The sequence below is a fragment of the Parafrankia discariae genome, assembly GCF_000373365.1.
Classification (GTDB): Bacteria; Actinomycetota; Actinomycetes; order Frankiales; family Frankiaceae; genus Parafrankia; species Parafrankia discariae.
On sequence record NZ_KB891234.1, the window covers coordinates 1 to 24685 of the forward strand.

The following is a 24685-nucleotide window of genomic DNA, read 5'->3' on the forward strand; positions in this document are numbered from 1 at the left end:
GACGACTACCAGGTCCGCGACTGGCGGGCCTGGTACGCCCACATCACCCTGTCCATGCTCGCCTACGCCACCCTCGCCGCCGTCCGCGCCGAGCAGGTAAAAGGGGCAGCACCCACACCTGTCAGGACATGATCGGACTGACAGTACCGGAGATCCGCAGACTGATCGCCACCCTCCTCCACCGGCTCCACCCACCCGCCTTCGTCTGGGCCTGGTCGACCTGGCGCAGACGCCGTCAACACCAGGCCAGACGCTGCCACTACCGACGGCGAGGACACCCACAAGTGCCGTTGCAGTATTAGCTCACAGCCACGACGGACATGGCTGGCCGCCTGCCAGCGCCCTCCCCAGCTCCGCTACGCCATCGGCGTCCGGCGCTGACAGAGTCAGCGACCGGTGCAGTCGGGCCACCCGGCCCCGCACCGACTGAGTCGGCCACGCCGCATCCAACGCCAGGGTCTCCAGCCCGCCGGCCGCCGCCGCCCCCGGGTCCGACACGGCGAGGACCTGCGCACCGGCGAACGTGACCAGCGCCCGCGCCTGAAACTCCTCGGCGGGTAGCCCGGACAACGCCTCCGCGACCCGGGGCCGCACCTCGGCGGCACGGCCGATCTCCGCGTAGGTCAGCGACCCGTACACCAGCTCCTCACCCTCGTCCCACAGCCCGGCCCCTGGTGCCGGGGGCAGGCCGGCGGGTGCGCCTGCCATCAGCCGCAACACGTCCAACGCCTCGTCGTGGCGTCCGGCCGCGCCGAGCGCCACCGCCTGGTAGGCGGCGAGCCGGGGACGCACGTACGGATGGGCGCCGGGGATCGCCCGGCCTGCGATGTCCGCCGCCTCGTCGAACCGGCCGGCTTCCCGGGCCGCGCACGACCGGTTCCCCGCGATGCTCCCCGTCAGGATCGGGTCGTTCGCCTGGTCGGCGTACTGCGCGGCCAGCGCACCGAACGGCGCGAGCTCGGGACGGCCGATGTGCCCACCGATCCTCGACGCATAGTAGGCGTACGTGCCAGCGAGCCGGGTCACGGTCGTCCGGTCATCGAGCCGAAGCCGGCTGTCGAGCAGTGTGATCGCGGCCGACAGCCGGTCGAGAACGACCGGGAGCAGCTCGTCCAAAGGGGTGGACCAGTAGCGGACCGCGATCGCGGTCGCGTCACCTTCGAGCTGGGCGAGCTTCACGGGGCTGACCGCCGCGGACTCGGCGGCGAGTGCCGCGGACGCGCGGGCCGCGACGTCGAGCGCGGCGGCTATCGCCGGCGTGGTCACACCGAGCGTGCCGAGCCGGAGCAGATCACGACGGTCCGTCGGACTCACCTCCCTGTCCGGCAAGCCGGCTTTCATCGCAGCGACCTTGCTTCTCCAGCGTGTGAGTTCATCGCCGGTTCCGCAATACGCATCGAGCTTGCGGGCCGCGGTCTCCGACATCAGCCGAACACCGCTCTCCATGTTGATCAGTGCGGGGCGGTCGATGCCCGCCCCTTCAGCGAACCGGGTCTTCGGCATCGAGCCGCGTAACTCGGTGACTCGCCGTGCAAGCGCCGCCAGTTCCAGCTTCCACGGCTCCATGCCTGCCCCCTGCGGCCCGGGGTGTGTGTAGTCGCTACACCACACCTACACCACACCTACACACATCTTGTAACTGATCCCGTACCTAAACAGACTTCATGTGTGCCGGCAGAGTAGCCGGACTTTCACCCCCGGCGCAGGAGGAGGGACACACGATGGCTCCCGAACCCGAACGCGCCGGGGAGGGCCGCGATCCGACGCCCCCCAGGCCCGCCGACGGCACATCCGGGCCGGGCAGCGACGTCGACGCGGCCGGCCCCGGACGGCGGCGCCCGATCGCACCGCACGTCCGGGGCCGCACCCGAAGATCCGTCTTCGGGTGTCGTATCTGCCGCCGCCGGCAGTCCGGCGCCGGCGCCTAAGACCGGGGCCGCCAGGGGACGGGCGGCCCCACCAGTCCCCATCCCGACTGCGCCGGCTGGCCATCTGACGCGGTCGGGATGGGCCCAGCCGCCTGCTCCGGTGCCGATCAGATCCGCCGGGGCAGGCGGCGCCTTGCGGAGTCACCCGCGACAGGAGGAGCACGATCATGTCCACTGCGACCGTCGAGCCGACTACGTTCCTATGGTTGGAGATCACCGGGCGGTGCCAGCTCGAATGCACCCACTGCTACGCCGACTCGTCCCCCCTCGGGGACCACGGGACGATGAGCACCACCGATTGGCGCGCGGTGATCGACGCCGCCGCCGAACTCGAGGTGGGCATGGTCCAGCTCATCGGTGGTGAACCGACTCTCCACCCCGACCTACCCGACCTGGTCGACTACGCGCTGACGGCCGGCATCGACGTGGAGATCTACACGAACCTGCTCCACGTCACCGACGCGCTGTGGAAGGTATTCACCCGGCCGGGAGTCCGGCTGGCAACCAGCTACTACGCCGCCGACCCAGCCGGGCACGAGGCGGTCACCGGTCGGAAGGGCTCCCACGGCCGGACCCGCGCGAACATCGCCGAAGCGGTCCGCCGCTCGGTGCCGCTGCGGGTCGGGCTGATCGACACCGGTAACGGCGGGGACGTCGATGCCGCCCACGCCGACCTGCTCACCCTCGGCGTGTCCGACGAAGAGATCGGCATGGACCAGGCCCGCGGCTTCGGCCGCGCCGCCACCATCGACGTCGACCTGGGCGGCACCTGCGGGGACTGCGGGCACGGCACCGCCGCCATCGGCCCGGACGGCACCGTGACCCCGTGCGTGTTCACCCGGCATGCTGTCGCCGGGAACGTCCACTCGACCGCGCTCGGGGCGATCCTCGCGGGCGGGTCGTTCAGCGCGCAGGTGGAGCGCCTCGACCAGCTCCGCCGCACGACGACGGTGGCATGCAAGCCGAACCCGAAGTGCGCCCCGGCGTCGTCGTGCGCCCCGTCGTGCACCCCGTCGGACACGGGAAACAAGGGGTCGAACTGCAAGCCGAAGGGGAAGTGATCAGCGGATGAAGTGGTTGCCGGTCCAGGTCGATGACGCCTGGATGGAGACGGTCTGGCGCGACGGCGCGGCACGGCTCGACGTCGAGCCGCAGGCCACGCCGACGCCCAGCGCATCCGGGAACGTCATCGGCGGACCGGTGACCCACCGCGGGGAAACGGCGTGGCTGCGGGTCGCGCCGTTCATCGCGGATGCCATGGACCTGGAACCGTGGCGAGGCACGCGCGACGCTGCGGTGCTGACCGGCATCCGCAAGCCGGAGCTGCTCGACAGCACCGAGTGGACGACCGGCCCCGACCCGGTGCCGATCCCGGTCTGCGCCGAGCTGATGACCTACGCGTCCGACCCGGTCGCAACCCCCGGGGACCAGTACCTCGAGCGGCCGGTCGACCTGTCCCCGGGCTGGCTCGCTGGCCTGCGGACCTCGTTGGATGCGCTCGCCGGCCAGCCGACCACCCGGGAGATCTGGGGGAACCGGCCTGACCGGTACGCCAACCTGTTCCACGCCTTCGGCTGGTCGCTGCCCGCCGACGTCGTGCCGAGATGGGGGTCCACCGAGCATCTTGATCTGCACTGGGGCAACATCACCGTGCCGAACCTGATGATCCTGGACTGGGAGCACTGGGGGGTCAATGTGGCCGGGTACGGGGCGGCCCGGTTGTACTGCACCGCGCTCGCTGTCCCCACGGTGGCCGCGCAGATCTTCAGTCTGTTCGCGGATGTGCTGGACAGCCCGTCCGGCCGGTACGCGATCCTCGCGAACGCCGCCGGCATCCTCAGCGACTTCACCCACTACCGGGACGAGGCCGGGCTCTGCCCGGCCCTTCATCGGGTCGCCCGCACGCTGCTGGAGCCGAGGCCGGGAGGCTAGCGGGACTGGCGCGGGGTGTTCCACGGGGGATGATCGTTGACCGATTGGGCGTGTCGTAACCCCGTGTCAGAGGGACTGGGGTCGGGCGGTGACCACGCCGAGACAGGTCCGGTGCGGGTGCCGCTCGACGTAGGTGGCCGTCAAGCTCGTCTATACATCCGCCCTCCGTGTCACAACTCCAGGCGGTCGGGTGGGTACCGTGCGCACATGACTCGGATCTTCGGTGTGGACGCTGAGACAGACGGGCTCTACGGCAGGGTGTGGGCAGTCGGCGCCGTCGTGCTCGACCCCGACACCGGCGCGGTGCAGGCGAGATTCCGCGGGCAGATCAGTCCTGGGGAGGTCACGGACCCCTGGACCCGGGCGCACGTGGTGCCGGTGGTGGACCTGCCGGTGTACCCCTCGCGGGCGGTGCTCCTAGACGGCTTCTGGGGGTTCTGGGAGAAGCACCGGGACGGCGTCGAGTGTGTCGCTGACGTCGGTGCGCCGGTCGAGGCGGGTCTGTTCCGGGCCGCGGTCGAGCAGGACGCGGCGGGCCGGTGGAAGCGTGGACCGTACCCGCTGCACGAGCTTGCGTCGGCGTTGTGGATGGCCGGGTTCGATCCGGACGTGGACCGGCGGGAGTTCTGCGGCCGGCCGGATCTCACCGCGCATGACCCGGTGGATGATGCTCACGCAGCGGCGTTGTGCTGGGCCCGCCTCGCTGGGCTGCGAGTCGGTGCGACGGCCGGCTGAGTCGTCCCGGGACGGAAACGGCCCTGCACCCTGGGGGCAGGGCCGTTTCCGTGTTCCGCGCGGGCCGGAGCCAGTCAGCCGGGCTTCGGCCCGCCGGCCGCGTCCAGACCGACGATCGTGGCGAGGTCGGGGAGGGCGCTGTCCGGTACCTGCTCGGCGAGCCGGCCAGCAGCTGCCATGATCGTGTAGATGGTCTCCGGGTCCCAGCGGGCGGCGTGCTCGGCGGGAAGCGCCCGCAGGAACGCGCCAATAGGCTCATCATCCGCCGAGGGGTCCAGGCGGACCTGGAGATAGACCGTTGTCCTAACGGACCGCCACCTACCCAAGAGGGAGAGCGCGGCTACGGACGCGGCCTTGGCCCCGATGTCCTTCGCCGCGCGGCGGATCTGGTCGCGGAGCACGGCCGGCGGGGCGGTCGGGTTGCCGCTCACTGGTCGTTCCCGCTGCCGGCCACGAGGGCGTCAGCGACGGAGTGCAGGTGCTCGGCGAGCTGCTCCATGGTCATCCGGCAGGCGTGGAGCTGGACGCGGGCGATCCCGTCGTTGTCGACGAGGACCACCGCGGCGTTGTCTGCGAGCAGGTCGACGGGGACGGCTCCGTCTGGCATGCCGTGCGCGCGCCGGTCCGGGCGGCGGCGTGCGGTGCCGGCCGGGTGGGTCGGATGGGGCCGGGGCGCGGCGGTGACGTGGTCGATGGCGGAAGCCAGGGCCGTCTCGTACGCCGCTGACTGGCGGGCCTGTCCGGGCTGGTACTCCTCGCCGATGAGGCGACGCAGGTCGGCCGGGATGATCACCCAGTGCCGACCACACATGATCATCGTGCTTGGGATGCGGACTCCACACGGCGAGGCCGGGCAGGAGCGCAGGCCGTCAGGTGAGGTCATCGGGGGTTGCTCCTGGTCAGGACTCGGGCGACGAGAGCGACGCTCGCCGCGGGAAGGGTGGCGGCGGCGATGGCACCGACGATGGTGGCGCCGATGAGGAGGCCGACCGCACTGTCACGGACGATCATCAGGTGTCTCCCTGGGTGGGCCGGACCGAGTGAGGTGGAGCAGCGCGGATGCGGCGAGGGTCTGCCCTTCGCGGAGCGTCTCGGCGGCGATGACTCCGGCGAGGGCTTCGGCGGCGGCGGCGAGCCGGCGCCGGGTGGCATGATCGGATTCGACGAGTTCGGCGATGTGGCTGATTGCCCGGTCGGGTACCGGGGTGGGGCCGGTCCCGCCCGGCGTGGGCTGGGCGGGACCGGCGTTCGTGATGGTCATCAGACGGTGGCGGTTTCGGGGTCGGGGGTGGCCTGCGCTTCGGCGGCGAGCAGGTCGAGGATGTGCGCGCGTAGCGGGGTGAGGGGTGCGCCGGGTGGAAGCAGGTCTTCGGGCAGGCACTCGTCGAGCAGCCGGAACCGGAAGCTGCCGGCCTTGGTTGCGACGGCGCGGATCTGCTGGACACGGTCAGGGGCAGCGGCGGGGATCTTGTTCAGGTCCTGCACGGCCCGGCGGATCATGTTGATGATCTGTTCGGGGCTGTACTCGGTGGGGCCAGCCGGGTCGAGGCCGGGCCGGGTAGTCGGCAGGGCCTGCGGTGCGGTCGGGCCGGCGGGCCCGGCAGTGATCTGCGGCCGGCTGGTCGGCATACCCAGGGGAGCGCGGTCCCGGCCGGCGGCGAGTTCGGCCATAGTCCGGGTCTGCGCCAGGATCGCGCTCTCCGACTCCGGGACGATGAGACGCGGCACGACGAACGTGTGGCCCGGCTCTCCCGGGGCGCCGGGGGAAGTCCGCCAGTCCAGCACCAGCGTGGCCGCGATCAGCCGCGGCTGGCCGGCGAGCAGCTCGTCGAGGGTGCGGATCGTGCCGCCCTGCTCGACGGTGCCGTTGTAGCCGCCGCAGTCCACGCGCCACACCCCGACGCCGGGCAGGTCGACGAGGCGGACCCGGAGGCGGCTCACCGGCCGGCACGCGGCAGGCGGGTTCTGCCGGGACAGCGCGACCCTGGTCCGGTCATCCTCCGGGCATTCGCATCCGTCGCCGGTCTTCTGGTTGATCCCGCCTGGGCCGGTGCAGCGCCGCACGCACCGGCCTCCGGACCACAGTTCCATCCACTGATCCACCGCGTTGGAGGGGAGCAGGTGCACGGGGAGTTCTCGGGTGGTGGTGATGACCTCCCATTCGGGGGCTGGCTGCGGCCCGCGCCGCGGGCCGCCGTCGCCTCCGCGGGCGGGCTTCTGCCAGATCTGCGGGACGCCTCCCCACAGCGCGGCGGCAGCCTCGATCGCCTCCCGCGACGTGGACGTGAGGCGCCAGGTCTCCAGCTTGACGGGGCGGATACCTTCGCCGCCGCCGCGCTTCTGGTAGGTGGCGGAGGTGCCGGGGCGGATACGGCCGTCCTGGGCTCCGGCCTGCTGCGCCTGGCGGATGGACGCGACGAGGATCGGCATGTCAGGCCGCCTTTCTGCTGGTCGTGCCGGCGGGGGTGGTGTCCGGCCAGGCCCGGCCTTCGAGCGCGAGCAGGCCGCGGGCGAGCTCCAAGCGCTTCGCTCCGATGCCGGGCGTGCCCAGGTAGGCGGCCGGGCCGTACTGCTCCAGGTCGGCCAGGGTCAGCACCGGCTCCTGCTGGAGCGCGAGCGCGGCGGCGACCGCGGCGGGGATACCGGGCAGGCCAGTCAGGGACAGGCTGTCGCCGTCGGGCTGCACGCCGATGCCGGCGGCGGCCCGGTGGTGGGTGTGGGGGCCGTGGAACCATCCGACGGCGTGGCGCCAGGCGTGCCGCATCCCCTTGGTCAGCAGCACGGGGTGCAACTTCCAGCCAGCAGGGGTGACGTGGAGGACCGCGCCGCCGCCGGCCCGCGGCATCCGGACCAGGGGGCCGCCGGTCTTCGGGTCTAGGTGGGTGCACTCGGCGTAGCCCACCAGCTGGTGAGCGGCGTCGGGCCGCACCTCCTTGCCGGTCTTCAGATCGACGACGATCACGACGCCGGCAGGGATGACGCCGAGGAGCCGCGCGCCGCCGCCCTGCTCGCGGGGCAGGCGCTCGATCACCGGAAGCGGGAACGGCAGGATCAGCCCGAGGTCAGTGGTCCCGGAGTAGCGGAGCACCTCGTGGTGAACGGTGGCTTCCGCCCACACGATCTGGTCCGGGTCCGGGGCGCAGCGAGCGAGGAAGTCCAGCAGCACCGGAATGAACGGGGTGATGCGCCGCCAGGCGTCGTCGTCGAAGTTCCGCGGCTCACCCTTCAGGTGGGCTTCCAGCCAGGCGTGGACCTGCACGCCGGTTTCCGCGGCGTCATCGGCGATCCGGTCGCTCGTCTCGGCGGCGAGCGTGACCGCGACGTTGCGGCCTTCCACCGCAGCACGGGCCGGCACTGGGCCCGCTCGGTCGGTGAGCCCGGCCGCGGTACGGGCCCGCTCCTCGGCAAGGTCCGCGAGGATCGGGCCGTTGTCGAACGCGAACCCGGCGGCTTCCCGCGCCGCCCAGGGGCGAAGCTGCCACTTGACGAACGTGCGCCCGAGGATCGTTGTCACGGATGGCCACCGACGGTCGCTCTCCGGGTCGCGGCCGGGCGTCCACCACGGGTTGTCGTACCAGTGCTCATCGTCCTGGTCGGCCATCAGAACACCGGCCCCTCGTCAGGGACCGGAGCGTTCAGCGCGCCGAGCGCGACCGCGCGGACCTGGTCGGGGGACAGGCGGGTGTCGTGCGCGAGCCGGTACAACGCCTGCCGCATGCCCTGGGCTCGCGCATCCTCGTACGGGGTGAGGGCCGCCCGGTACACCGCGGCATACACGCTGTCCCGGACGTCGGCCGGGCTGTAGCGCCACAGGCCCTCGACGACCTCGCGCAGGTGCCGCAACTCACTGAGCAGCTCGGCAACGTACTCGGCGTGCTCGGCCTCACGGCAGTCACAGCCGGGCCGGTGTTCAGTGCACGCCCCCCACCGAGGGTCGCAGGTGTCGCGGGGCGGCCGGTATCCATCGTCGATACGGACCTGGCCGCCGCGGTAAAGGGTGGGCCGGAGCGCGATCTCGGTGCCCATCAGAACGGAGGCTCATCGGAGTAGGGCACCGGGACCGGGACCGGGGTCCGTGACGTCAGACCGGCCAGGGACAGCACCCGGTCGAAGACGTCCCGCACGTGACGGGCATCGGCCAGCGCCTCGTGCCGGTGGGCCGGGTCGCTGTGCACGCCGAGTCCCTCGGCGAGCGAGGTGGACGACCAGGGCAGGGTGAGCGCGCGCTCGTCGGCACCGGCGCCGTCCGGCCGCTCCCCGAACGCGGTCCCGAGGTAGAAGCCCCACGCGACGGCGCCGATGTCCACGGGCCGGTAATGGCAGATGAGGGCCTGGCCGTGATGGCGCAGCCACGGGCGTAGGTGGCCCGCGTCGAACGAGGCGTTGGAGCCGATGAGTACGGCGCCGTCTAGCGTGGGGGCCAGCCAGCGCGCGAACGCGAACGGGTCCGACCAGCGCCGCCACCCGTCGTCGCTCTCCCCGGCAAGGTCGTGCCAGCTGCCGTCGGCATCGGACAGCCCCGCCGTGCGCTCGTAGTAGCGGCCGATCCGCAAAGCCTGCGGGTCTGCCCGGTCCAGGTCCGGACGGACCATCACCTGCCACTCCTCGTCGGGCTTGCCCCGACGACGGACGATCAGCCCGAACTCCCATGACTCCCCACCCCGGGTGGGGTCGAGCGCGGTGGTCTCCAGATCCACGAACACGATCTTCTCGAAGGCCAGCGCGGCGGCCGGCATGGCGAGGGCGTTCATACCGGCACCCCGATGATGTCGTCGAGCGGGTCGCCGTCGTCGAGGAGACCCAGCGCGACCACCAGGGCGAGCGGCCCACCATCAACGGCTCCGGCGAGCAGACCCGTGGGGCTGAGCGGCGCGTAGGGCCGGCGGGTCCGGCAGGCCGGGCAGTGCGGGTGCTGCGCGTCGGGGGCGCCGAGGATGACGGTGTCTCCGGGGATCTGGATGTTGTGGCCGCAGATGAGCGGCAGCCGGTAGAGCCGACCTGCCCTGCGCGGTGTCGTACTGTTAGTCACTGCTGCTCCACTGGGGTAGTCGCCGGGCCCCGCTCCACGCCCCCCGCTTTGCCGCGCCTGGGGTGGGAGTGGGGCCCCGGTCATGTCTGGGGCTGGTCCGCGCCGTGTCTGGTGATCGCGGTGATGGGTACGCCGAGGGCTTCGGCGATTCGTTCGACCCGCTCTCTCCGGGTGCTGCGGACGGCGCCTATGCGTAGTTGATGTATGAGTGCGTGGCTGGTGTCGAACGTGGGGCGCACCTCGGCGGCGAGGCCGCGTTCGGTCCAGCCGACCTTGGTCATCGCGCTGTCCAGCCCTTCACTGTCGATTGGCAGGTGGTTAGCCCGGATTCGCATCAGTGGTTTCACCTCCCCTCAGGTTGGTTGCACCGTGTTACATCGTGATGTTGTTTCGCTACGCAACACTACGCAGCTCGCTACGCAGAGGCAAGGAGGCGCGACACGACGCGCCCACGGGGAACACAACTCGCACCAGTCGAGAGGGTGCGTAGCGTCCCCGTACGCGCCCATCCGTCCTGGCACGATGGGCAGGTGACCTCCCTATCCCCGGACCCCGGCGAGCCCGAGGCGGCCACCGCTCAGACCGCCGACTCAGCCACGCCCCTCCAGCGGCTCATCCGCGACGCGCCGTGGAACCCTTCCGAGATCGCCCGCCGGTCAGCCTCGGCCGACGGCACGGGCGCGCTCGACCGGACGACGGTGTGGAGGATGCAAGAAAAGCCAATCCAGCGGTTTCCAACCTCGGCGACGATCGCCGCACTGGCCCGCGGTCTAGGCATCCATCCGGCCAGGGTGGATGAAGCGGCGAAGGCGTCCGTGCAGCCTGCCGGCCGGCGGGCTGCCGATCCGGAGACCGAGAGCGCGGAGGCAGCACTGGCCGCGCGGGCCCAGGTAGTCGCGGACCGCCTCGTGAGGATGCCCGAGCCGGGCCGCAGCCGACTACTTTGGGTGATGGAGATGGCCGTGCTGGGTAGCGTCCAGATGACGAGCGAGCAGCCCTCCTCCGATACAGACAGTGACGACGACGCCCGCGAACCGGAAATGACAGAAACTACCGTCACGAAGGCAACAGGAATGTACAATCACGCCCGTGGGCTACCCAGCGGCGAGAAAAAGCGGCTGGGTGAAGCTCTCGCTAGGACTCTGACTGGTAGCCCATCACCGCTTGAAATTCCTCAAGAGTCTGACGGGTAGCCCGATGCGCAGCAACGGCGTCGGAGCGGGCTTTTTCGCTAGCACTACCGTCCTTCATGACTGCGGCATACCCGCGTAGACGCTGAACCGTTTCGGCCATCTCATCGAACCCGGGGAGTATCTCGTCGTCTTCGGCGTCGACGAACTCCTCCCAGGCCCTCCGCTCAGCCGCCTCGCGGCACCGGTCAGACGATTCACCAATATCCCCCACGCGCGCTTCGCCCCCTACGGCTTGGCCGTTGACGACCCCGGCGCTGCCGCCGCGCGCCGACGCGCGGCCACCGAGGCCGCGGAGGCGCGCAAAGCCTGCGCTCTGATCGCCGCGTCCACGGCCCGGTTCACGTCGGAATCGGTGAGAGTCTCCCCGCGCCGCTCGGCGGCGGCCAGGACGGCCTCTCGGGCCCGCCGGCGTTTCCCCTCGTTCATCGCACGCGCGTTCGCGGACGTCCCGCCGCCATGGGCGGCTCGCGCGTATCCCCCGATACGTGCTGCTGTCTGCCTCGGGCTGGCTGTCATGCGGAAATGATGCGTCGACATGCAACATCATGTCGCGTAGGCGCGCGCTGACGGCGGACCGGAGGCTGGATTCCTCAGCCTTCCCCCCGATGTGCATGGGGCAAGTCCAGCACAGCCGACCCGCGTGGGTCGTGCATCTACAGGGCTGTGTTGGCTACGTGTCGTGACGGGGCACGTGAATCCTGTTCGTCACGGACTGTGCATCCCACAGTGTGCTCGTACCACTGTGGGCTAATAGCGGTCGTCCGTGGCCACGCGCTTGGCGTACGTCAGCGCCCGGTCAGCGGCGGTCGCCTTGGCGTAGTGACGGACCATCGCCGTGGAGTCCCATCCCATGATTTCCATCAGGTCGCCCTCGTTGCCGCCTTCGCGTAGATGCCGGTCTGCATACAGGTGGCGGAACAGGTGCCAGTGCAGGTCTTGCGTGATCCCGGCTTGGCGAGCGCGCAGTTGGAGTACCCCGCGCATCGCGCCGTACCCCAAGCCCTGAGTCCCCCGGGAGGAAAGCCACAGGGCGGGGATGCGGGCTGAGCGATGCCGGGCGCGCTCCCGGAGGTACCGGTCGAGCGCGTCGGCGGTCTTGTTCCCGAAGGTTACAGTTCGCGCCTTGTTGCCCTTGCCGAGGACCGTGATCCTGTCTCGCGTCATGTCGAGGTCGTCGAGGGTGAGGCCGACGATCTCTGCCCGCCGGGCGCCGGTCGAGAGGAAGGTCCGGATGATCGCGTAGTCGCGGCGGTCTCGGAACGTCTTGCCTGTGCGGCAGGTGTTGAGCAGGGCGACCACGGTCTCCTGATCAATTACGGGTCGCGGCTTTGCCTGCGCCCGGATAGGTTCAATCTTTGCCATTGGCGATACGTCTATATCTTCACGATCAACAAGAAACTTGAAGAACGCTCGCATAATGAGACGACGGTTCTCGATCGTGACCGCTGCCAGCGTCCCCGAACTGCTCGCCAGTAGATCCTCGATGCCATCACGGACCAGTCGGGTGTCCCCCGGCCCTGACGGCCTCTCTCCTTCGGGCAGCGACACGAGGTGGTCGACCATCCGCCCCAACGCGATCCCGTAGAGGCGGATGGTCGAGGGCGCGAGTCCTTTGATCTTCGCGTTGCGCCAGTAGCTGCGCAGATAGGACTCCCATTCGGCGCGGCAGGCGGCGGCTGACAGATCGACCGGGGCAGGTGGCATGACCCAGGAGGGTAGACGATCGCGCCTGAAAATATCCGTACGTACAAACGCCTAGCGCGTAGCGTGTCTCCCTAACGGATCTTAATATCCCTTGTCTTGCAAGGGATTTCCTCTAAGGGCCATGCCCCTAATGATGTTCGTGTAGTTCGCCTACACCGACATCCGGCAGGCCCCGTGGTACGTGGTCGACGCGGACGACAAGCGCAGCGCCCGGCTGAACCTGATCAGCCATCTGCTGTCGATGGTGCCCTACGAGGCCCTCCCCTACCCCGCCGTCGACCTGCCGCCGCGCCAGGACCGGGCCTACAAGCGCCCGCCGATCGACAGCCAGACCTGGATCCCCCGCCGCTACGCCGTCGAGTGACCGCCCAGCCGGGCGGGGGCGAGCAGCAGCTCCGTCAGCAGGTCACGCAGAACCTCGTGACCGTCCAGGCTGAGGACCGACTCCGGGTGGAACTGGAGCCCGGCGAACGTCGGCCCGCGCAGCGCGTGCACCGCCGCGTCCCGGCCGCCGGTGTGGTCGTGGCCGCCGGTGTGGTCGTGGCCGCCGATGTGGTCGCGGGCGAGCCGCACCACACCATGGGAGGTGAGGAGCTCGTCCTGGTCGAACTCCGCGGTGAACGTGCTGTAGAAGCCGACCCGGCGCCGGTGGCCGAACAGGTCGATGTCGCGAGCCAGCCCCTGGTAGGTGGCCTCCCGGCGACGCAGGCGCAGCCCGAGCAGGCCGGCGAGGAGCTGATGGCCGAGGCAGACGGCGAGCATCGGCCGCCGCCGGGCCAGCAGGTCGGCCACGACACCACGCATCGCTGCCATCCGGGGGTCGTCACGCGTCGTCGGATCTCCCGGGCCGGGGCCGGGCACCACCAGGTCGAACCCGGTGGTGTCCCCGGCCGAGTGCCACGGCCGCACGGTGACCGTCAGGCCGAGAGCGCGCAGCTGGTGGGCGAGCATCCCGGTGAAGGTGTCCTCGCCGTCGACGACGAGCGCCGACCGACCGGCCAGCCCGGGAACCGTGTCCGGCGTCGCGGTGCGCTCCGACATCCAGAACCGGGCCAGGCCGCGGTTGCGCCCGGCGAGTGCGGCGGCGATCTCCGGGTCGGCTCCCAGCGGAGCGGTCGCGCCGGCGCCTGTGCCGGCGGTCGCGGCCGGCTCCGGGGCGGTCACGGACGGGCGCAGGCCCAGCGCGGCGAGCAGCCCGGCGGCCTTCGTATGTGTCTCCGCCGTCTCCCCGTCCGGGGTGGAATGGCGGACGAGGGTCGCGCCGACCGGCACGCGCAGCTCGCCGCCGGGTGAGATCTCCGCCGTCCGGATCAGGATCGGCGCGTCGAGGGTCTGCCCGCCCGCCTCGTCCCGGCCGAACAGGGCGAGTACGCCGCCGTAGTAGCGCCGGCCACGACCCTCGTGCCGGGCGATCACCCGGAAGGCGTTCTCCAGCGGGCTGCCGGTGACGGTCGGGGCGAACATCGTCTCGCGCAGCACCTCCCGGACGTCGAGGCGTCCCCGCCCGGCCAGCAGATACTCGGTGTGGACGAGATGCGACATCTCCTTGAGGTACGGCCCGAGCACCTGCCCGCCCCGCTCGGCGACCCGGGCCATCATCTTCAGCTCCTCGTCGAGCACCATGAACAGCTCGTCGATCTCCTTGTGGTCAGCCAGGAACCGCAGCAGCGCGCCGCGGTCGGGTCCGGAGGCCGGCAGCCGGTGGGTGCCGGAGATCGGGTTCATCCGCACCAGGCCCTCGTCGACGCTGACGTGCCGCTCCGGGGTCGCCCCGACCAGGACGCGGGTCCCGGTGTGGACGAGGAACGTCCAGTAGGCGCCGCGTTCGCCGATGAGCAGACGGCGCAGCGCGGCGAGGGCGGCGGCCAGCGGCGGGCCCGCGATCGTGGCGGTGTAGGTGCGGTGGATGACGAAGTTCGCGCCCTCCCCACGGCCGATCTCGGCGCGGAGCACCTCGCCGACGATCTCGGCGTACCGCTCGTCACCGATGTCGAACCGCCCGCCGGTGGCGGTCACGGCACCAGCCGGCAGCGCCGCGAGGGCGGCCGGCAGCGGCACCCGTTCGTGTCCGCCGACCCGCAGGCACTCCAGCGCGGCACCGTCGTCGACGCAGGCGAAGCCCCGCTCGACGATCTGCCGGAACGGCACGAGCGCCAGCGTGCGCGGCCCGGCCGGCCCCGGTGGCAGCGGGATGTCGGCCAGCTGGGAGACCACTTCGACGTCGCCGGTGAGGACGTCGAGGTGATCGGCGCCGTCGCGGCGCAGCAGCGCGAACGGGCCGGGGTCCGCGCCCGCGGCGAGCGCGGCGAGCAGGTGGCGGAGCAGTTCCATGGTCGTTTCCTCGGTGGCCGGGCGGCCGCCTGGACTCGGCGGTCAGCCCTGCCCCGGAAGGGGAAACGACGGCGGCCGCCGGACAGGGCGGCCGCGGGAGAGATCTACGCGCGGTGGGAGTGGGCCGCCACTGTGGCGGGCCACCAGGAGTTCATCCGCGCGAGCATGGCGTCACCCTAGCCGATCCGTCAGGACCGGGCGCGCGTGCCCGCTCCGCCGTCCGGCCCAGGCGGGCTCACCGGGATTCGAGCGGCTCCGCCGGCGGAGTCAGCCGAGGCGTTGGCCGTACACGTGCTCGACGGTCATCACCATGAGCACTCTGCGGTCGGACACCATGACCGAGCGGTACTCAGGCCAGTCCGGATGCTCCCCGGCGGCCACCCGGTAGTAGTTCACCAGCGCCTCGACCTCGGGGCCGTGCGGGTCCGCCCCCGGCCCGGTGAGGGTCACCGGGCCCTCCGCGGTCGCCCAGGACCGGCCGTCGGGGCTCGTGACCTCCAGCGCGGCCCAGGGGTTCCGGCGCAGGTTCGCCGTCTTGGCCCGTCCCTCGGTCATGGACACGTGGAGGGCTCCGGACTGCCGCTCGTAGAACGGCAGTACCGGCGACAGCTGCGGACGGCCGTCCGATCTGATCGTGGCCAGGACACCGAGCCGGCTCTGCGCGAGCAGGGCGTGCGGATCGAACGGTGAGTCGGTCATGTACTGGCGAAACCGCGACCGGAGGCCCTCTGTTCCAGGCGGGTCGGGCGCTGGGCGGGGTCATCGTCCCGTGCGCTGTGGCGTCCGGCTCCTTGACGACCCCGACGCCGACGCCGATCCCGACCCCGATTACGACCTGTGGGCCCTCGCCGGTCCGGGTCATTCTCCGCGCCGAAGGCGAGCCTTTCCCCGAGCAATTAAAAGCCCGCGACCACCGGCGACGGAGCGGAAAGAACGCCGCCGGGAAATGGCACTTCGGTGCCAGCCACCGGATGAGCCCGGGACCTCGGATCAGATTGACGCAAGAATTGCCGCCTCCCATCTCAGGACGGAAAACAGGTGGAGGTTTAACATGCCCTTTCCGCGATTACTGAGCAGGCGCGTCACCGCGCTGCTCGCCACGGCGGTCTGCACGTCCGCGGTGCTCGCGATCTGCGGCCCGGCCGCGACCGCGGCGCCGGGAGCAGGGGCGGGGGCGGGCACCGGAGCGGGCACCGTCGCGTCCCCGGCGATCACCCTGCCGGCGGCCGGCAGCCACGGTTTCCCCTTCCAGGCGGAGGATCCGGCCCTTCTCGCGGCCAGGGGCTACGTGGAGCGGGAGTTCCTGTTCGGTGGCACAGCCACCGCTTACACCAGGAACGGCACGTTCGGCTCGGATGGCAGATGGCAGGTGACACCGGGCACGCAGGCCCCGTACCAGAGCCGGATGCTGGTCCGTTACCCGGCGGACCCGGCGAAGTTCAACGGGACCGTCCTGGTCGAGTGGTTCAACGTCAGCGGTGGCATTGACGCGCAGGTGGACTGGACGACCATGCGCGAGGAGATCCTGCGTTCCGGCTACGCCTATGTCGGCGTCTCCGCCCAGCAGCTCGGCGTCAACGCGACGGGGGACTACCCCGGCCTCAAAGCCTGGGACCAGGCCCGGTACGGAACTCTCGACCACCCCGGCGACCAGTACTCGTACGACATCTTCTCGCAGGCGGCGCAGGCGCTGCGCACCCCGAACGGACCGAACCCGCTCGGGAGACTCAGGTTCACGAAGCTGCTCGGTGTGGGTGAGTCGCAGTCCGCGATGCGTCTGACGACCTACGTCAACGCGGTGGCTCCGGTGGCCCGGGTGTACGACGGCTATCTCATCCACAGCAACATGGCGGCACCGCCCCCGCTGAACGCCGACCCGGCGGAGACGATGCCCAATCCGACTCTCATCCGCACCGATCTGAGGGTGCCGACCTTCGTCGTGCTGACCGAGACCGACATGACGTTCCATGTGACCGCCCGGCAGCCGGACTCGGCGACCGTGCACACCTGGGAGCTCGCCGGCACCTCCCATGCCGACCAGTGGCTTCTCACCACCGGGCAGCCCGTGTACGAGCGCATGTTCGGCAAGCCCGTTCCGCCTCGCGACTGCGGGGCCGGCACACCGCCCATCAACGACGGCCCGGCGCACTACTCCCTGAACGCCGCCCTGGCGGCCGTGAACCGGTGGATACGGGGCGGGCCCGCGCCGGCCACCGGCACGATCCTCAGCATGCAGGGCAATGCGCCGGTCCGTGACCCGGCCACCGGGCTGGCCCGCGGTGGCATCCGGCTTCCGGACGTCGCGGTGCCCACCAGGACCCTGACGGGACAGCGCTTCGCCGAGGGTGCCGCGGCCCTGTTCTGCGGCCTGTTCGGCGCGACCGACCCGTGGAACGGCGACGCCGATCCCTGGGACACGCACAGCGCGGGCGACCCGTCGAACCCGACCGCGCCGCAGACCGCGGAGCCCGTGCTTCGCCAGCTCTACCCGACCCACACCGACTACGTGAACAAGGTACGGGCAGCGGCCTGGACGTCGGTGTTCCACGGGTTCCTGACCCCCGCTGACGCCAGGACCATCGTCACCGCGGCGCAGAACTCCACTGTGGGGGGCTGACCGAGCCGGCGACAGCCGGAGCCCGGCCCGCGGGCCGCCCACAGGCCGCCTCCGGCGCCGTCGACTCCCGGCCGAACCCGGGCCCGGCGGCGCCGGAGGCGCCCGTGGTCACCGGGCGGCAGTGGTCACCGGGCGGCAGTGGCCACCGGGCGGCAGTGGTCACCGGGCGACCGTGTCGCTCACGCTGGAGCGCTCCATCATGCCGTTCGCGGTCTCGCCGTCCCAGGTGTAGCGGGAGATGGCCTGTTGCAGGTTCAGGCGCTGGGAGCCGATGTCCGCGCCCATCACCGCGAAGGTCGACAGGAGCGACTCGCCGTGGATCGTCGCCGTCCGGCCGTCCTCGGTCTCGAGGGTGACGGAGACGTCCTCGCCGGCGGGCCGCAGCTCGCGCAGCCAGGGCGCGTCGACGACCCGGGCCGGGACGAGCGCGCCGTCGCCCTCGAAGAGGAAGCCCTCGTTGAAGGTCGGCCTGCCGTCGGCCCGCGGCGGGTACAGGCAGAGGCCAAACGCGCGCCCGCTCGGGAACAGCGCCGACTGCCAGACGTGCCCGCGGAAGGTGGCCAGCCGGCGGATGCCGGCGCGCCGGATCCGCAGGCCGCCGCCGTTGAGCTCGCGCACCTCGCCGTCGACCCGCAGGTGGCCGGTGACCCGGGCGAGCTGCTCGAAGCGGGGGCCGCCCATCAGGTCGCCCTCCTCCTGGGTGGCGAGGACCCGACCGGCCTCCTCGAGGAGCGAGCCGTTCTCCCACGGCGGTACCGCGGGCCTGATGTCGAGTTCGAGGGACACCTCGGCCGTCGGACCGCCGGTGACGCCGCGCTGCCAGCCGCCGATCTGCCTTTCGGCGGAGGTGACCACGGCGGGGCCCTCCAGCCGCATCCTCCAGTGCCGGTAGGGCTCGACGAGCTCGAAGGACAGCGGCCCGGCGCCCAGGACGCGGGCCCTGCCGTCCGCGCCCAGCGGGTCGTGCGCCTTCCTGGGCCCGTACATGTTGAGCACCCGGCCGTCGGCGAACGCGATGTTCACCTGGATGTCGTGGGTGTCCCACTGGTCCGCGGTGGCCTCGATGCCGGTCCGGGGTAACCCGAACTCGACGCCGTCGTCCCAGATCCACGCGTTGACCGACTCGCGCATGTCCGGGTTGTCGGGCTGGGCGGGGAACACGTACTCCCGGTCGTCGCCGAGACCGCCGGTCAGGTCGATCGCCATGCTGCCTCCTCCACGTCCCGCTCGGCCGGGCACCCACGCGCCCGCGCCGCGGAACAGCTCTTCAGGTGTTCAGCTCTTCAGGTGTTCGGCTCCGGGCCCTCCGCCTGCCGTGCCTCGTGGACCCCAGCTCCCCGAGCAGCAGGCGGCGGGCCTCGACGAAGCCGGCGTGGATGTCGAGATCCACGCTGTCGAGCACCGGGCGTTCGAAATTTCCCCCCTCTTCGGTCGGGAATCTTTGATGGCAGCATAGTGTCACGAATATGGGTGGGCCCGCAATGGCCGAAGGCCTGACCGGACGGCCCCGGAAACACGAAGAGGCCTGTGGCCGACGACGATGTCGTCGGCCACAGGCCTCTCGGGACAGCCAGGTCAGGTCGAGACGGACTCCTTCGCCACCGGCTCCGCGGCCGACGACTCCGCGGCCGACGACTCCGGCTCGGCAGCCACTGCCTCGACAGCCGCCGCCTCGGCGGCGGGCTGCGCCGCGGCGACCGGGGCGACCGGGCTGGTGACGGCCTCGACGCCGGCCAGCCGGTCGCCGAGCAGGGCCAGGTCATAGGACTGGCGGGCCATCCAGAACCGCAGGAAGCCGGTCAGGGAGTAGCGCAGGAACAGCGCCGCCCCCACCACGCTCGCCACCACACCACCCAGGCCGAGCGCGAGGGCGTCGCGCTGGACGAGCGGGTCCCGGGTGCCGTGCGACATCGCGTACGCCGTCACGCCGAGCACGGCGCCGACCACCATCAACGCCACGCCGAGCCGAACCCAGAGGCGGGGCCGGCCGGCCGCCGGGTCGGGGATCTTCAACTCCCCGAGCTCGCGGACGAAGCGGTCCGCCCGCGCGTCAGTGGACGTCATGTGGAACTCCCCAGATAGAGGGCGGATAGTTCGGCGCGCAACTCGCTGTCGGGGGCGCCCTGGCGTTCGACCCGTCCACGCACCAGCACCGCCGCGTGGTCGGCGATACCGAGAACCGCGGCGGCGAACTGCTCCACCACCAGGACGGCGACGCCCTGCTGGGCGATCTCGGCCACCTGCTCGTAGAGCCGGGCGACCACCAGCGGGGCGAGTCCCATGGACAGCTCGTCGAGGAGCAGGACGGCGGGGTCGGTGGCCAGCCCGCGGGCGAGGGCGAGCATCTGCTGCTCCCCGCCCGACATGCTGCCCGCCGCCTGGTTGGCGCGCTTCGCGAGGATGGGGAACCGCGCGAACGCGATCTCCTCGATCTGCTCCCGGGAACGACCGGTGAAGGTCATCATCAGGAGGTTGTCCCGGACGGACAGGTTGGGGAAGACCCCGCGTCCCTCCGGGATGAGGCAGACCCCCGCGCGCGCCAGATCGCGGGGGTTCGCTCCGGTCATGTCCCGCCCGCCGAACAGCAGCCGACCGGACTGCGCCGGATGCGTGCCGGCGGCGACCTTCAGCGTGGTCGTCTTGCCCGCGCCGTTCGGCCCGAGCAACGCGACCACCTGACCCGCCGCGACGCTCAGGCTCACACCGTGCAGCACGGTGATCTTCCCGTAGGCGGCGCGGACGTCCCGCAGTTCCAGCAGGGGTGTCACGCCGCGTCTCCCAGGTAGGCGGCCAGGACGAGCTCGTCGCGGCGGATCTCCTCCGGGGAGCCGGCGGCGATGACCTTTCCGAGGTCGAGCACGTACAGGTCGTCGCACACGCCCATGACCAGATCCATGTCGTGTTCGACGATGACCACGGTCGTCCCGTCGGCGGCAAGCGAACGCAGCAGGTCGGCGAACCGCTCGGTCTCCTCGGCGTCCTGCCCGGCGGCGGGCTCGTCGAGCAGGAGGAGCTTCGGCCGGACGGTCAGCGCCCGGGCGACCTCCACCAGCCGGGCGACGCCCGTCGGCAGCGTGTCCGAGGAGGTGTCCGCGATGTCGGTCAGGCCGAGCCTGGCCAGCACCTCGGTCACCACGGCCGCCGCGTTGCGGCGCTGCGGGCCGAGCTCCGCCGCGACGAGGAGGTTGTCGCGCACGCTGAGGCGGCCGAACAGCTCCAGCCGCTGGAACGTGCGGGCCAGCCCGTGCTTGCTGCGCCGCGACGGGCCCAGCCGGGTCACGTCGCTGCCGTCGATGAACACCTGCCCGGACGACGGCCGACGCAGCCCGGAGATCACGTCGAACAGGGTGCTCTTGCCGGCCCCGTTCGGCCCGATCAGCCCGGTGACCCGCCCGCTCTCGGCCGCGATGGCGACGCCGTCGAGGGCGCGCACGCCCCCGAAGGCGACCGTCACGTTCTTAACCTCCAGCAATGCCACGGGCCAGCACCTCCTCGTCCTCCCGGCGCCAGGCCCGGCGCACGCCCCACCATTCGACGGGGACGTCCGCCTCCTCGGTGGGCTTCGCCTCCAGGACCTGCGCGTAGGTCTGCGCCGCGACGATCAGGACCAGCGCCAGGGTGAAGGTCACCCAGCCGTCGAGCACGTCCCCGAGCTGGAGAACCCAGAGCACCACGAGGGCGGCGATGAGCCCGCCCAGCAGGGGCTTGTTCCGCCCGAGCGGCTCGGCGCCGGCGCGCATCTCGGGAACGGCGCCGTCCGGGTTGCGGGCGAGGCCGAGACCGGCCAGACCGGGCAGCACCGAGGTGATGTTCTGCGCGAACGTCCCCGCCGCGGAGATCACGGGGAACGACCCGCCCAGCGCGACACCCGAGAACAGGCCGTTGCCCACCGCGGTGAGGCCGCCGACCACGGCGATCAGGAACAGCGGCAGGCCGGCGACGAGGCCGAACTGCTCCGCGGTGACCGACCGCTGCTGCATGCCGTAGAGCGCCCCACCGAGACCGGCGATGCCGGCGGACAGGGCGAAGACCGCCACCTTGGACCGCAGCAGGTTGCCGCCGAGGGTGGCGTAGGCCGCCTCACTGTCGCGCAGCGCGATGAGCTGACGGCCGAACCTGCCCCGGCGCAGCCACGCCACCGCCAGGGTGGTGATCGCGAGCCAGACCGCGGAGAACACCATCAGCTCGGAGCCGTCGTCCAGCCGCCAGCCGAACAGCGACGGCCCGGAGACGTCGACGGTGCCCCCGTCGTACAGCGAGATCTTCGCCCCGAACAGGTCGAACGCGGGCAGGGTGAAGATCCACCGGTCGAGGATGACCGCGAAGGCCGCCGTGCCCAGCGCCAGGTACACGCCGGACAGCCGCAGCGCCGGCAGCGCGACCAGCGCGCCGGCCGCCCCCGAGATCACCACGGTGGCCGCGAGCGCCCAGATCCCGCCGCCGGAGCCCATGTGGGCCCAGACGGCGGCGCCGATACCGGCCATGCTGAGCTGGCACAGCGAGATCTGCCCGGCGTAACCCGCGAGCGGGACGTAGGACAGCGCGATCACGCCGAACGAGAAGATCTGCCCGTAGGTGATCAGATCGCCCTCACCCAGCACCGAGGCCAGCACGACCCCGAACACCACGATCGCCCCGGCGAACACCAGGGTCCCCCGCACCGACGGGACGGCGACCGGGCGGGCCTTCGTGTCCCGGCCGCGCAGCCGCCGGTGCGGGAACACCAGCAGGGCCAGGAACAGCAGCAGCGCGGGCGCCGCGAGCCGCAGTCCCGGCAGGTAGTCGTTGCTCGGCAGGTACCCGGTCAGGTAGCTCTCCAGGCAGCCGACGACGACCGCGCCGAGGAAGGTCAGCGGCAGGCTGCGCAGCCGTCCGAAGATGGCCGCCGTGTAGGCGCTGACGATCAGCAGCGAGAGCTGGCTGGCGTCCAGCGAGACCGACGGCGCGATGAGGATGCCGCCGATCGCCGCCAGCTGGGTGCCGAGGATCCAGGCGACCTGGTTCGAACGGACCGGGTTGGCGCCGGTGAGGCCCACCAGCGCTCGGTCGTCGACACTCGCCCGCATCTCGGCGCCGATGCGCGTCCCGTAGAGCAGGACGCGCAGGCCGATCGCGACCGCCACCGCGACGATCATCGTCAGGGCCTGGTGCCAGGTGATCGTGGCGGGCCCGATGTCGATCGCGGCGCGGTCGGCGAAGAAGGTCGGCAGCGACCTCGCCTCGTTCGGGTCCCAGATCCACCGGGCGATCGCGATGAGGCCGCTGAGCAGCGCCACCGTCATCACCAGGCGTTCGGCCTCGCCCAGGCCCTGGACCGGTCGGAGCACCACCCGTTCGACCAGCAGGCCGAATCCGGGCGCGAGCACGACCAGTACCAGGACCAGCGCGATTGGTACCGGCAGCCCCCAGCCCTCGGTGAGCTGCCAGTACACGAACGCGGCCATCATGCCCGCGGCACCGTGCGCGAAGTTGAACACGCCGGTGGTGGTGTAGGTGAGCACCAGACCGCTGCCGATGATGGCGTAGATCGCGGCGGTGCTCAGCCCCACTAGCCCGAAGGTGAACAGCTGTTCCATTTACTTGAGGTCGCTCAGGCTCTTGCCGACGCTGGCCAGGGTCAGCGGTGTGCCGTACGAGCCCGTGTACTTGACGGAGGGGGCGTCGCAGCGGAACACACCGGTGTCAGCGCCGAAGTCCGCGGGCTTCCAGCCGTCCGCGCCGGCCTGCACGACGTTGAAGCACTTCAGCGGAGCGTCGGCCTTGGTGATGTCGACGGAGGCCTGCAGGCCACCGGCGGTCCAGGCGGTCTGCTCCCGCGCCGTGTCGTAGAGGCACTTGCGGGTGAGGTCGTCGCCGCACTCCTTGGCCGACTGGGCGAACAGCAGCCAGGACGAGAAGGCACGCAGCGCCGGGAAGGTGACCTCCGCTTTGGGTGCGTACTGCCTGTAGAGGTCCAGGACCTTCTGGATGGCGGGGACCTCGTCGGCCACCTCGAGCGGCGCGACACCGCTGAGGTCGGCCAGGTTGTTCTGGTCGCTGATGGAGGCACCCGCGAGCTCGACGAACGCCGATCCGTAGGCGTTGCTGTTGGCGTCGATCCAGTCGAGCTTGTAGTCGATCGACGAGAGCACCTGCTCGAGCTTCGCCAGGCTGCGGAAGTCGCCCTGGAAGACCAGGCCCTTCACGTTCTTGCTCTTGAGTGCCTGGGCGTAGGGCGTCCAGTCCGAGACGCCGGCCGCCGGGTAGAGGTCGTTGTAGGTGACCGTCCCGCCGGCCTTCTGCACGGCCTCCACCGTCTGGTCCCCGATGACCTTGGTGACCGGGGAGTCACCGGCGATGATGCCGACCGAGCTGGCCGAGGCCGGGTAGGCCTCCTTCAGCAGCCAGTTGAAGTAACCGGCGTAGCGGATGTAGGAGTGCCCGGCGCCGATCGCGTCGATCTGCAGGTCCGAGCCGATGTTCTCCGGCTGGCTGGTCTGCGCGGGGATGTCGGGCAGCAGGCACTTGAGCCGCTCCTCGACACCGCCGGCGTCGAGCGCGGAACCGCCACCGACGATCGCGAAGTCGTCGCGGCAGGACTCGATCATCCGCTGGCGGACCTCGAAGATCTTCGAGTCCCGCAGGTTGTAGGCGATCTTGCGACCGTTGATGCCGCCGGCCGCGTTGCACCACGAGGTGAACACCTTGGCGGCGTCGTCGAACTCGGAGTTCTTGGTGAAGCCGACGTCGCTGAAGACACCGACGCTGATCTCGCTCGCGGTCACGCCCTGGGCGGGCGCGCCCGTCGGGCTGCCGGAGCCGCAGACGTCCTTCAGGTCACCGAAGTCACCCGCGGCGACCGTGGACCCCTGGGTGGCGGGAGTGTCCTCACTCCCTAATTCGCCGCCCGAGTCGCGGCCACATCCGGCGACGAACACGGTCACCGCTGCGAGGGCAGCGACGACCGCGACTGTTCTACGGGGTCTCACGGATCTCCTCCTCTTGCTATCCCGACCGGCCGCGTCACCAGGGCTACCTGGTCATCCGGGTGCTACCGGGTGGCTGTACAACGCGGATCAACCGAGTCCGGTCGGGCTGGGCACGCTGGAGCAACCGAGCGGCCACCGGGAACCGGGGAGTGCGGCGATCAGATCGCGGGTGACATTCACGTTTCATGATGAAGTAAGTGTCACTACCAGTTTCCGGAAGGCTCCTTCTCGGTGCGAGGAAACTATCG

At 71.2% G+C, this 24685-nt stretch carries 27 protein-coding genes and 2 pseudogenes; 7 read left to right on the top strand and 22 right to left on the bottom strand.

What is annotated here, in order from left to right; all coding sequences use genetic code 11:
- A pseudogene (locus tag B056_RS43685) lies at positions 1-132 on the top strand (IS701 family transposase); the annotation flags it as partial.
- 171 nt (positions 133-303) lie between these two features.
- Here the strand turns inward: B056_RS43685 and B056_RS39655 are convergent.
- Entirely contained in the window at positions 304-1314 is a 1011-nt protein-coding gene (locus B056_RS39655; RefSeq protein WP_154677199.1) for a hypothetical protein, read from the bottom strand.
- A 781-nt stretch (positions 1315-2095) separates the two neighbouring features.
- Here B056_RS39655 and B056_RS37700 point away from each other — a divergent pair.
- The 3 genes from B056_RS37700 (at position 2096) to B056_RS0123295 (ending at position 4595) form a co-directional block, all read left to right on the top strand.
- Complete coding sequence (locus B056_RS37700) at positions 2096-2989, top strand: radical SAM/SPASM domain-containing protein (RefSeq protein ID WP_195905944.1); 894 nt, start codon at positions 2096-2098, stop codon at positions 2987-2989.
- 7 nt (positions 2990-2996) lie between these two features.
- Positions 2997-3860 (top strand): hypothetical protein, encoded by an 864-nt coding sequence (locus B056_RS0123290; protein ID WP_018504265.1) that lies wholly within the window; start codon positions 2997-2999, stop codon positions 3858-3860.
- 225 nt (positions 3861-4085) lie between these two features.
- Entirely contained in the window at positions 4086-4595 is a 510-nt protein-coding gene (locus tag B056_RS0123295) for a hypothetical protein (RefSeq protein WP_020572656.1), read from the top strand.
- Between the two features lie 74 nt (positions 4596-4669).
- Here the strand turns inward: B056_RS0123295 and B056_RS0123300 are convergent, their stop codons facing one another.
- The 10 genes from B056_RS0123300 to B056_RS37705 all read right to left on the bottom strand — a co-directional run bounded on the left by B056_RS0123300 (position 4670) and on the right by B056_RS37705 (position 9971).
- Entirely contained in the window at positions 4670-5026 is a 357-nt protein-coding gene (locus B056_RS0123300; protein ID WP_026240050.1) for a hypothetical protein, read from the bottom strand.
- Positions 5023-5478 carry a hypothetical protein gene (locus tag B056_RS0123305; RefSeq protein ID WP_154677200.1) on the bottom strand — a complete coding sequence of 152 codons (456 nt, stop codon included), beginning with the start codon at positions 5476-5478 and terminating at the stop codon, positions 5023-5025. Before B056_RS0123305 ends, B056_RS0123300 begins: the two co-directional genes overlap by 4 nt.
- Complete coding sequence (locus B056_RS45470; protein WP_018504269.1) at positions 5475-5606, bottom strand: hypothetical protein; 132 nt, start codon at positions 5604-5606, stop codon at positions 5475-5477. The genes B056_RS0123305 and B056_RS45470 overlap by 4 nt, the downstream gene beginning before the upstream one ends.
- Positions 5593-5856, bottom strand: a complete 264-nt coding sequence (locus tag B056_RS0123315; RefSeq protein ID WP_018504270.1) for a hypothetical protein — start codon at positions 5854-5856, stop codon at positions 5593-5595. The genes B056_RS45470 and B056_RS0123315 overlap by 14 nt, the downstream gene beginning before the upstream one ends.
- Positions 5856-7025 (bottom strand): recombination directionality factor, encoded by a 1170-nt coding sequence (locus tag B056_RS0123320; protein WP_018504271.1) that lies wholly within the window; start codon positions 7023-7025, stop codon positions 5856-5858. The genes B056_RS0123315 and B056_RS0123320 overlap by 1 nt, the downstream gene beginning before the upstream one ends.
- 1 nt (position 7026) lies before the next feature.
- Positions 7027-8196 (bottom strand): hypothetical protein, encoded by a 1170-nt coding sequence (locus tag B056_RS0123325; RefSeq protein ID WP_018504272.1) that lies wholly within the window; start codon positions 8194-8196, stop codon positions 7027-7029.
- Positions 8196-8621: a hypothetical protein gene (locus tag B056_RS0123330; protein ID WP_018504273.1), complete on the bottom strand. Its 426-nt coding sequence runs from the start codon at positions 8619-8621 to the stop codon at positions 8196-8198. Before B056_RS0123330 ends, B056_RS0123325 begins: the two co-directional genes overlap by 1 nt.
- A complete protein-coding gene (locus tag B056_RS0123335; RefSeq protein WP_018504274.1) occupies positions 8621-9346 on the bottom strand; it encodes a 3'-5' exonuclease in 726 nt (241 codons plus the stop codon). Before B056_RS0123335 ends, B056_RS0123330 begins: the two co-directional genes overlap by 1 nt.
- A complete protein-coding gene (locus B056_RS0123340) occupies positions 9343-9624 on the bottom strand; it encodes a hypothetical protein (RefSeq protein WP_018504275.1) in 282 nt (93 codons plus the stop codon). Before B056_RS0123340 ends, B056_RS0123335 begins: the two co-directional genes overlap by 4 nt.
- Positions 9625-9704: 80 nt before the next feature.
- The gene (locus tag B056_RS37705) at positions 9705-9971 is read right to left on the bottom strand and encodes a hypothetical protein (RefSeq protein ID WP_018504276.1); all 267 of its coding nucleotides are present in this window, start codon (positions 9969-9971) and stop codon (positions 9705-9707) included.
- A gap of 183 nt (positions 9972-10154) precedes the next feature.
- On the opposite strand from B056_RS37705, the gene B056_RS0123350 reads away from it, so the two are divergent.
- Positions 10155-10817, top strand: coding sequence for a hypothetical protein (locus B056_RS0123350; protein ID WP_018504277.1), 663 nt, complete (start codon positions 10155-10157; stop codon positions 10815-10817).
- Positions 10818-11042: 225 nt separating this feature from the next.
- On the opposite strand, the gene B056_RS0123355 is transcribed toward B056_RS0123350, so the two are convergent.
- Both B056_RS0123355 and B056_RS0123360 read right to left on the bottom strand, forming a co-directional pair.
- Positions 11043-11243 (bottom strand): hypothetical protein, encoded by a 201-nt coding sequence (locus B056_RS0123355; protein WP_018504278.1) that lies wholly within the window; start codon positions 11241-11243, stop codon positions 11043-11045.
- A 321-nt stretch (positions 11244-11564) separates the two neighbouring features.
- Positions 11565-12521 carry a tyrosine-type recombinase/integrase gene (locus tag B056_RS0123360; protein WP_018504279.1) on the bottom strand — a complete coding sequence of 319 codons (957 nt, stop codon included), beginning with the start codon at positions 12519-12521 and terminating at the stop codon, positions 11565-11567.
- 145 nt (positions 12522-12666) lie between these two features.
- Between B056_RS0123360 and B056_RS0123365 the strand changes: the two are divergent.
- A pseudogene (locus B056_RS0123365) lies at positions 12667-12885 on the top strand (polyphosphate kinase 2); the annotation flags it as partial.
- On the opposite strand, the gene B056_RS0123370 reads toward B056_RS0123365, so the two are convergent.
- Both B056_RS0123370 and B056_RS0123380 read right to left on the bottom strand, forming a co-directional pair.
- A complete protein-coding gene (locus B056_RS0123370; RefSeq protein ID WP_018504281.1) occupies positions 12870-14852 on the bottom strand; it encodes a chorismate-binding protein in 1983 nt (660 codons plus the stop codon). The pseudogene B056_RS0123365 and the gene B056_RS0123370 sit on opposite strands and share 16 nt — an antisense overlap.
- A gap of 267 nt (positions 14853-15119) precedes the next feature.
- Positions 15120-15551, bottom strand: a complete 432-nt coding sequence (locus B056_RS0123380) for a PPOX class F420-dependent oxidoreductase (protein ID WP_018504283.1) — start codon at positions 15549-15551, stop codon at positions 15120-15122.
- 352 nt (positions 15552-15903) lie between these two features.
- Between B056_RS0123380 and B056_RS0123385 the strand changes: the two genes are divergently transcribed.
- Positions 15904-17469, top strand: coding sequence for an alpha/beta hydrolase domain-containing protein (locus B056_RS0123385; protein WP_020572658.1), 1566 nt, complete (start codon positions 15904-15906; stop codon positions 17467-17469).
- A gap of 159 nt (positions 17470-17628) precedes the next feature.
- Here the strand turns inward: B056_RS0123385 and B056_RS0123390 are convergent, their stop codons facing one another.
- The 7 genes from B056_RS0123390 to B056_RS0123420 form a co-directional block, all read right to left on the bottom strand.
- Complete coding sequence (locus B056_RS0123390; protein ID WP_018504286.1) at positions 17629-18675, bottom strand: hypothetical protein; 1047 nt, start codon at positions 18673-18675, stop codon at positions 17629-17631.
- A 61-nt stretch (positions 18676-18736) separates the two neighbouring features.
- Complete coding sequence (locus B056_RS45475) at positions 18737-18871, bottom strand: hypothetical protein (protein WP_018504287.1); 135 nt, start codon at positions 18869-18871, stop codon at positions 18737-18739.
- Between the two features lie 173 nt (positions 18872-19044).
- Entirely contained in the window at positions 19045-19533 is a 489-nt protein-coding gene (locus tag B056_RS0123400) for a hypothetical protein (protein ID WP_018504288.1), read from the bottom strand.
- Entirely contained in the window at positions 19530-20237 is a 708-nt protein-coding gene (locus B056_RS0123405) for an ABC transporter ATP-binding protein (protein WP_018504289.1), read from the bottom strand. Before B056_RS0123405 ends, B056_RS0123400 begins: the two co-directional genes overlap by 4 nt.
- On the bottom strand, positions 20234-20947 hold the full coding sequence (locus B056_RS0123410; protein WP_026240052.1) for an ABC transporter ATP-binding protein: 714 nt from the start codon (positions 20945-20947) through the stop codon (positions 20234-20236). The genes B056_RS0123405 and B056_RS0123410 overlap by 4 nt, the downstream gene beginning before the upstream one ends.
- Positions 20928-23045, bottom strand: a complete 2118-nt coding sequence (locus B056_RS0123415; protein ID WP_018504291.1) for a branched-chain amino acid ABC transporter permease — start codon at positions 23043-23045, stop codon at positions 20928-20930. The genes B056_RS0123410 and B056_RS0123415 overlap by 20 nt, the downstream gene beginning before the upstream one ends.
- The gene (locus B056_RS0123420) at positions 23046-24437 is read right to left on the bottom strand and encodes an ABC transporter substrate-binding protein (protein ID WP_026240053.1); all 1392 of its coding nucleotides are present in this window, start codon (positions 24435-24437) and stop codon (positions 23046-23048) included.
- Between the last annotated feature and the right edge of the window lie 248 nt (positions 24438-24685).

Bases quoted from the DNA above. Each gene is read 5' to 3' on its own strand.
- B056_RS0123400 (WP_018504288.1), bottom strand. From the start codon at position 19,533: ATGACGTCCACTGACGCGCGGGCGGACCGCTTCGTCCGCGAGCTCGGG.
- B056_RS0123385 (WP_020572658.1), top strand. From the start codon at position 15,904: ATGCCCTTTCCGCGATTACTGAGCAGGCGCGTCACCGCGCTGCTCGCC.
- B056_RS0123390 (WP_018504286.1), bottom strand. From the start codon at position 18,675: ATGGCGATCGACCTGACCGGCGGTCTCGGCGACGACCGGGAGTACGTG.
- B056_RS0123305 (WP_154677200.1), bottom strand. From the start codon at position 5,478: ATGACCTCACCTGACGGCCTGCGCTCCTGCCCGGCCTCGCCGTGTGGA.
- B056_RS0123330 (WP_018504273.1), bottom strand. From the start codon at position 8,621: ATGGGCACCGAGATCGCGCTCCGGCCCACCCTTTACCGCGGCGGCCAG.
- B056_RS0123360 (WP_018504279.1), bottom strand. From the start codon at position 12,521: ATGCCACCTGCCCCGGTCGATCTGTCAGCCGCCGCCTGCCGCGCCGAA.
- B056_RS0123380 (WP_018504283.1), bottom strand. From the start codon at position 15,551: ATGACCGACTCACCGTTCGATCCGCACGCCCTGCTCGCGCAGAGCCGG.
- B056_RS0123415 (WP_018504291.1), bottom strand. From the start codon at position 23,045: ATGGAACAGCTGTTCACCTTCGGGCTAGTGGGGCTGAGCACCGCCGCG.
- B056_RS0123335 (WP_018504274.1), bottom strand. From the start codon at position 9,346: ATGAACGCCCTCGCCATGCCGGCCGCCGCGCTGGCCTTCGAGAAGATC.
- B056_RS0123355 (WP_018504278.1), bottom strand. From the start codon at position 11,243: ATGAACGAGGGGAAACGCCGGCGGGCCCGAGAGGCCGTCCTGGCCGCC.
- B056_RS45470 (WP_018504269.1), bottom strand. From the start codon at position 5,606: ATGATCGTCCGTGACAGTGCGGTCGGCCTCCTCATCGGCGCCACCATC.
- B056_RS37700 (WP_195905944.1), top strand. From the start codon at position 2,096: ATGTCCACTGCGACCGTCGAGCCGACTACGTTCCTATGGTTGGAGATC.
- B056_RS0123320 (WP_018504271.1), bottom strand. From the start codon at position 7,025: ATGCCGATCCTCGTCGCGTCCATCCGCCAGGCGCAGCAGGCCGGAGCC.
- B056_RS0123325 (WP_018504272.1), bottom strand. From the start codon at position 8,196: ATGGCCGACCAGGACGATGAGCACTGGTACGACAACCCGTGGTGGACG.
- B056_RS0123315 (WP_018504270.1), bottom strand. From the start codon at position 5,856: ATGACCATCACGAACGCCGGTCCCGCCCAGCCCACGCCGGGCGGGACC.
- B056_RS0123290 (WP_018504265.1), top strand. From the start codon at position 2,997: ATGAAGTGGTTGCCGGTCCAGGTCGATGACGCCTGGATGGAGACGGTC.
- B056_RS0123370 (WP_018504281.1), bottom strand. From the start codon at position 14,852: ATGGAACTGCTCCGCCACCTGCTCGCCGCGCTCGCCGCGGGCGCGGAC.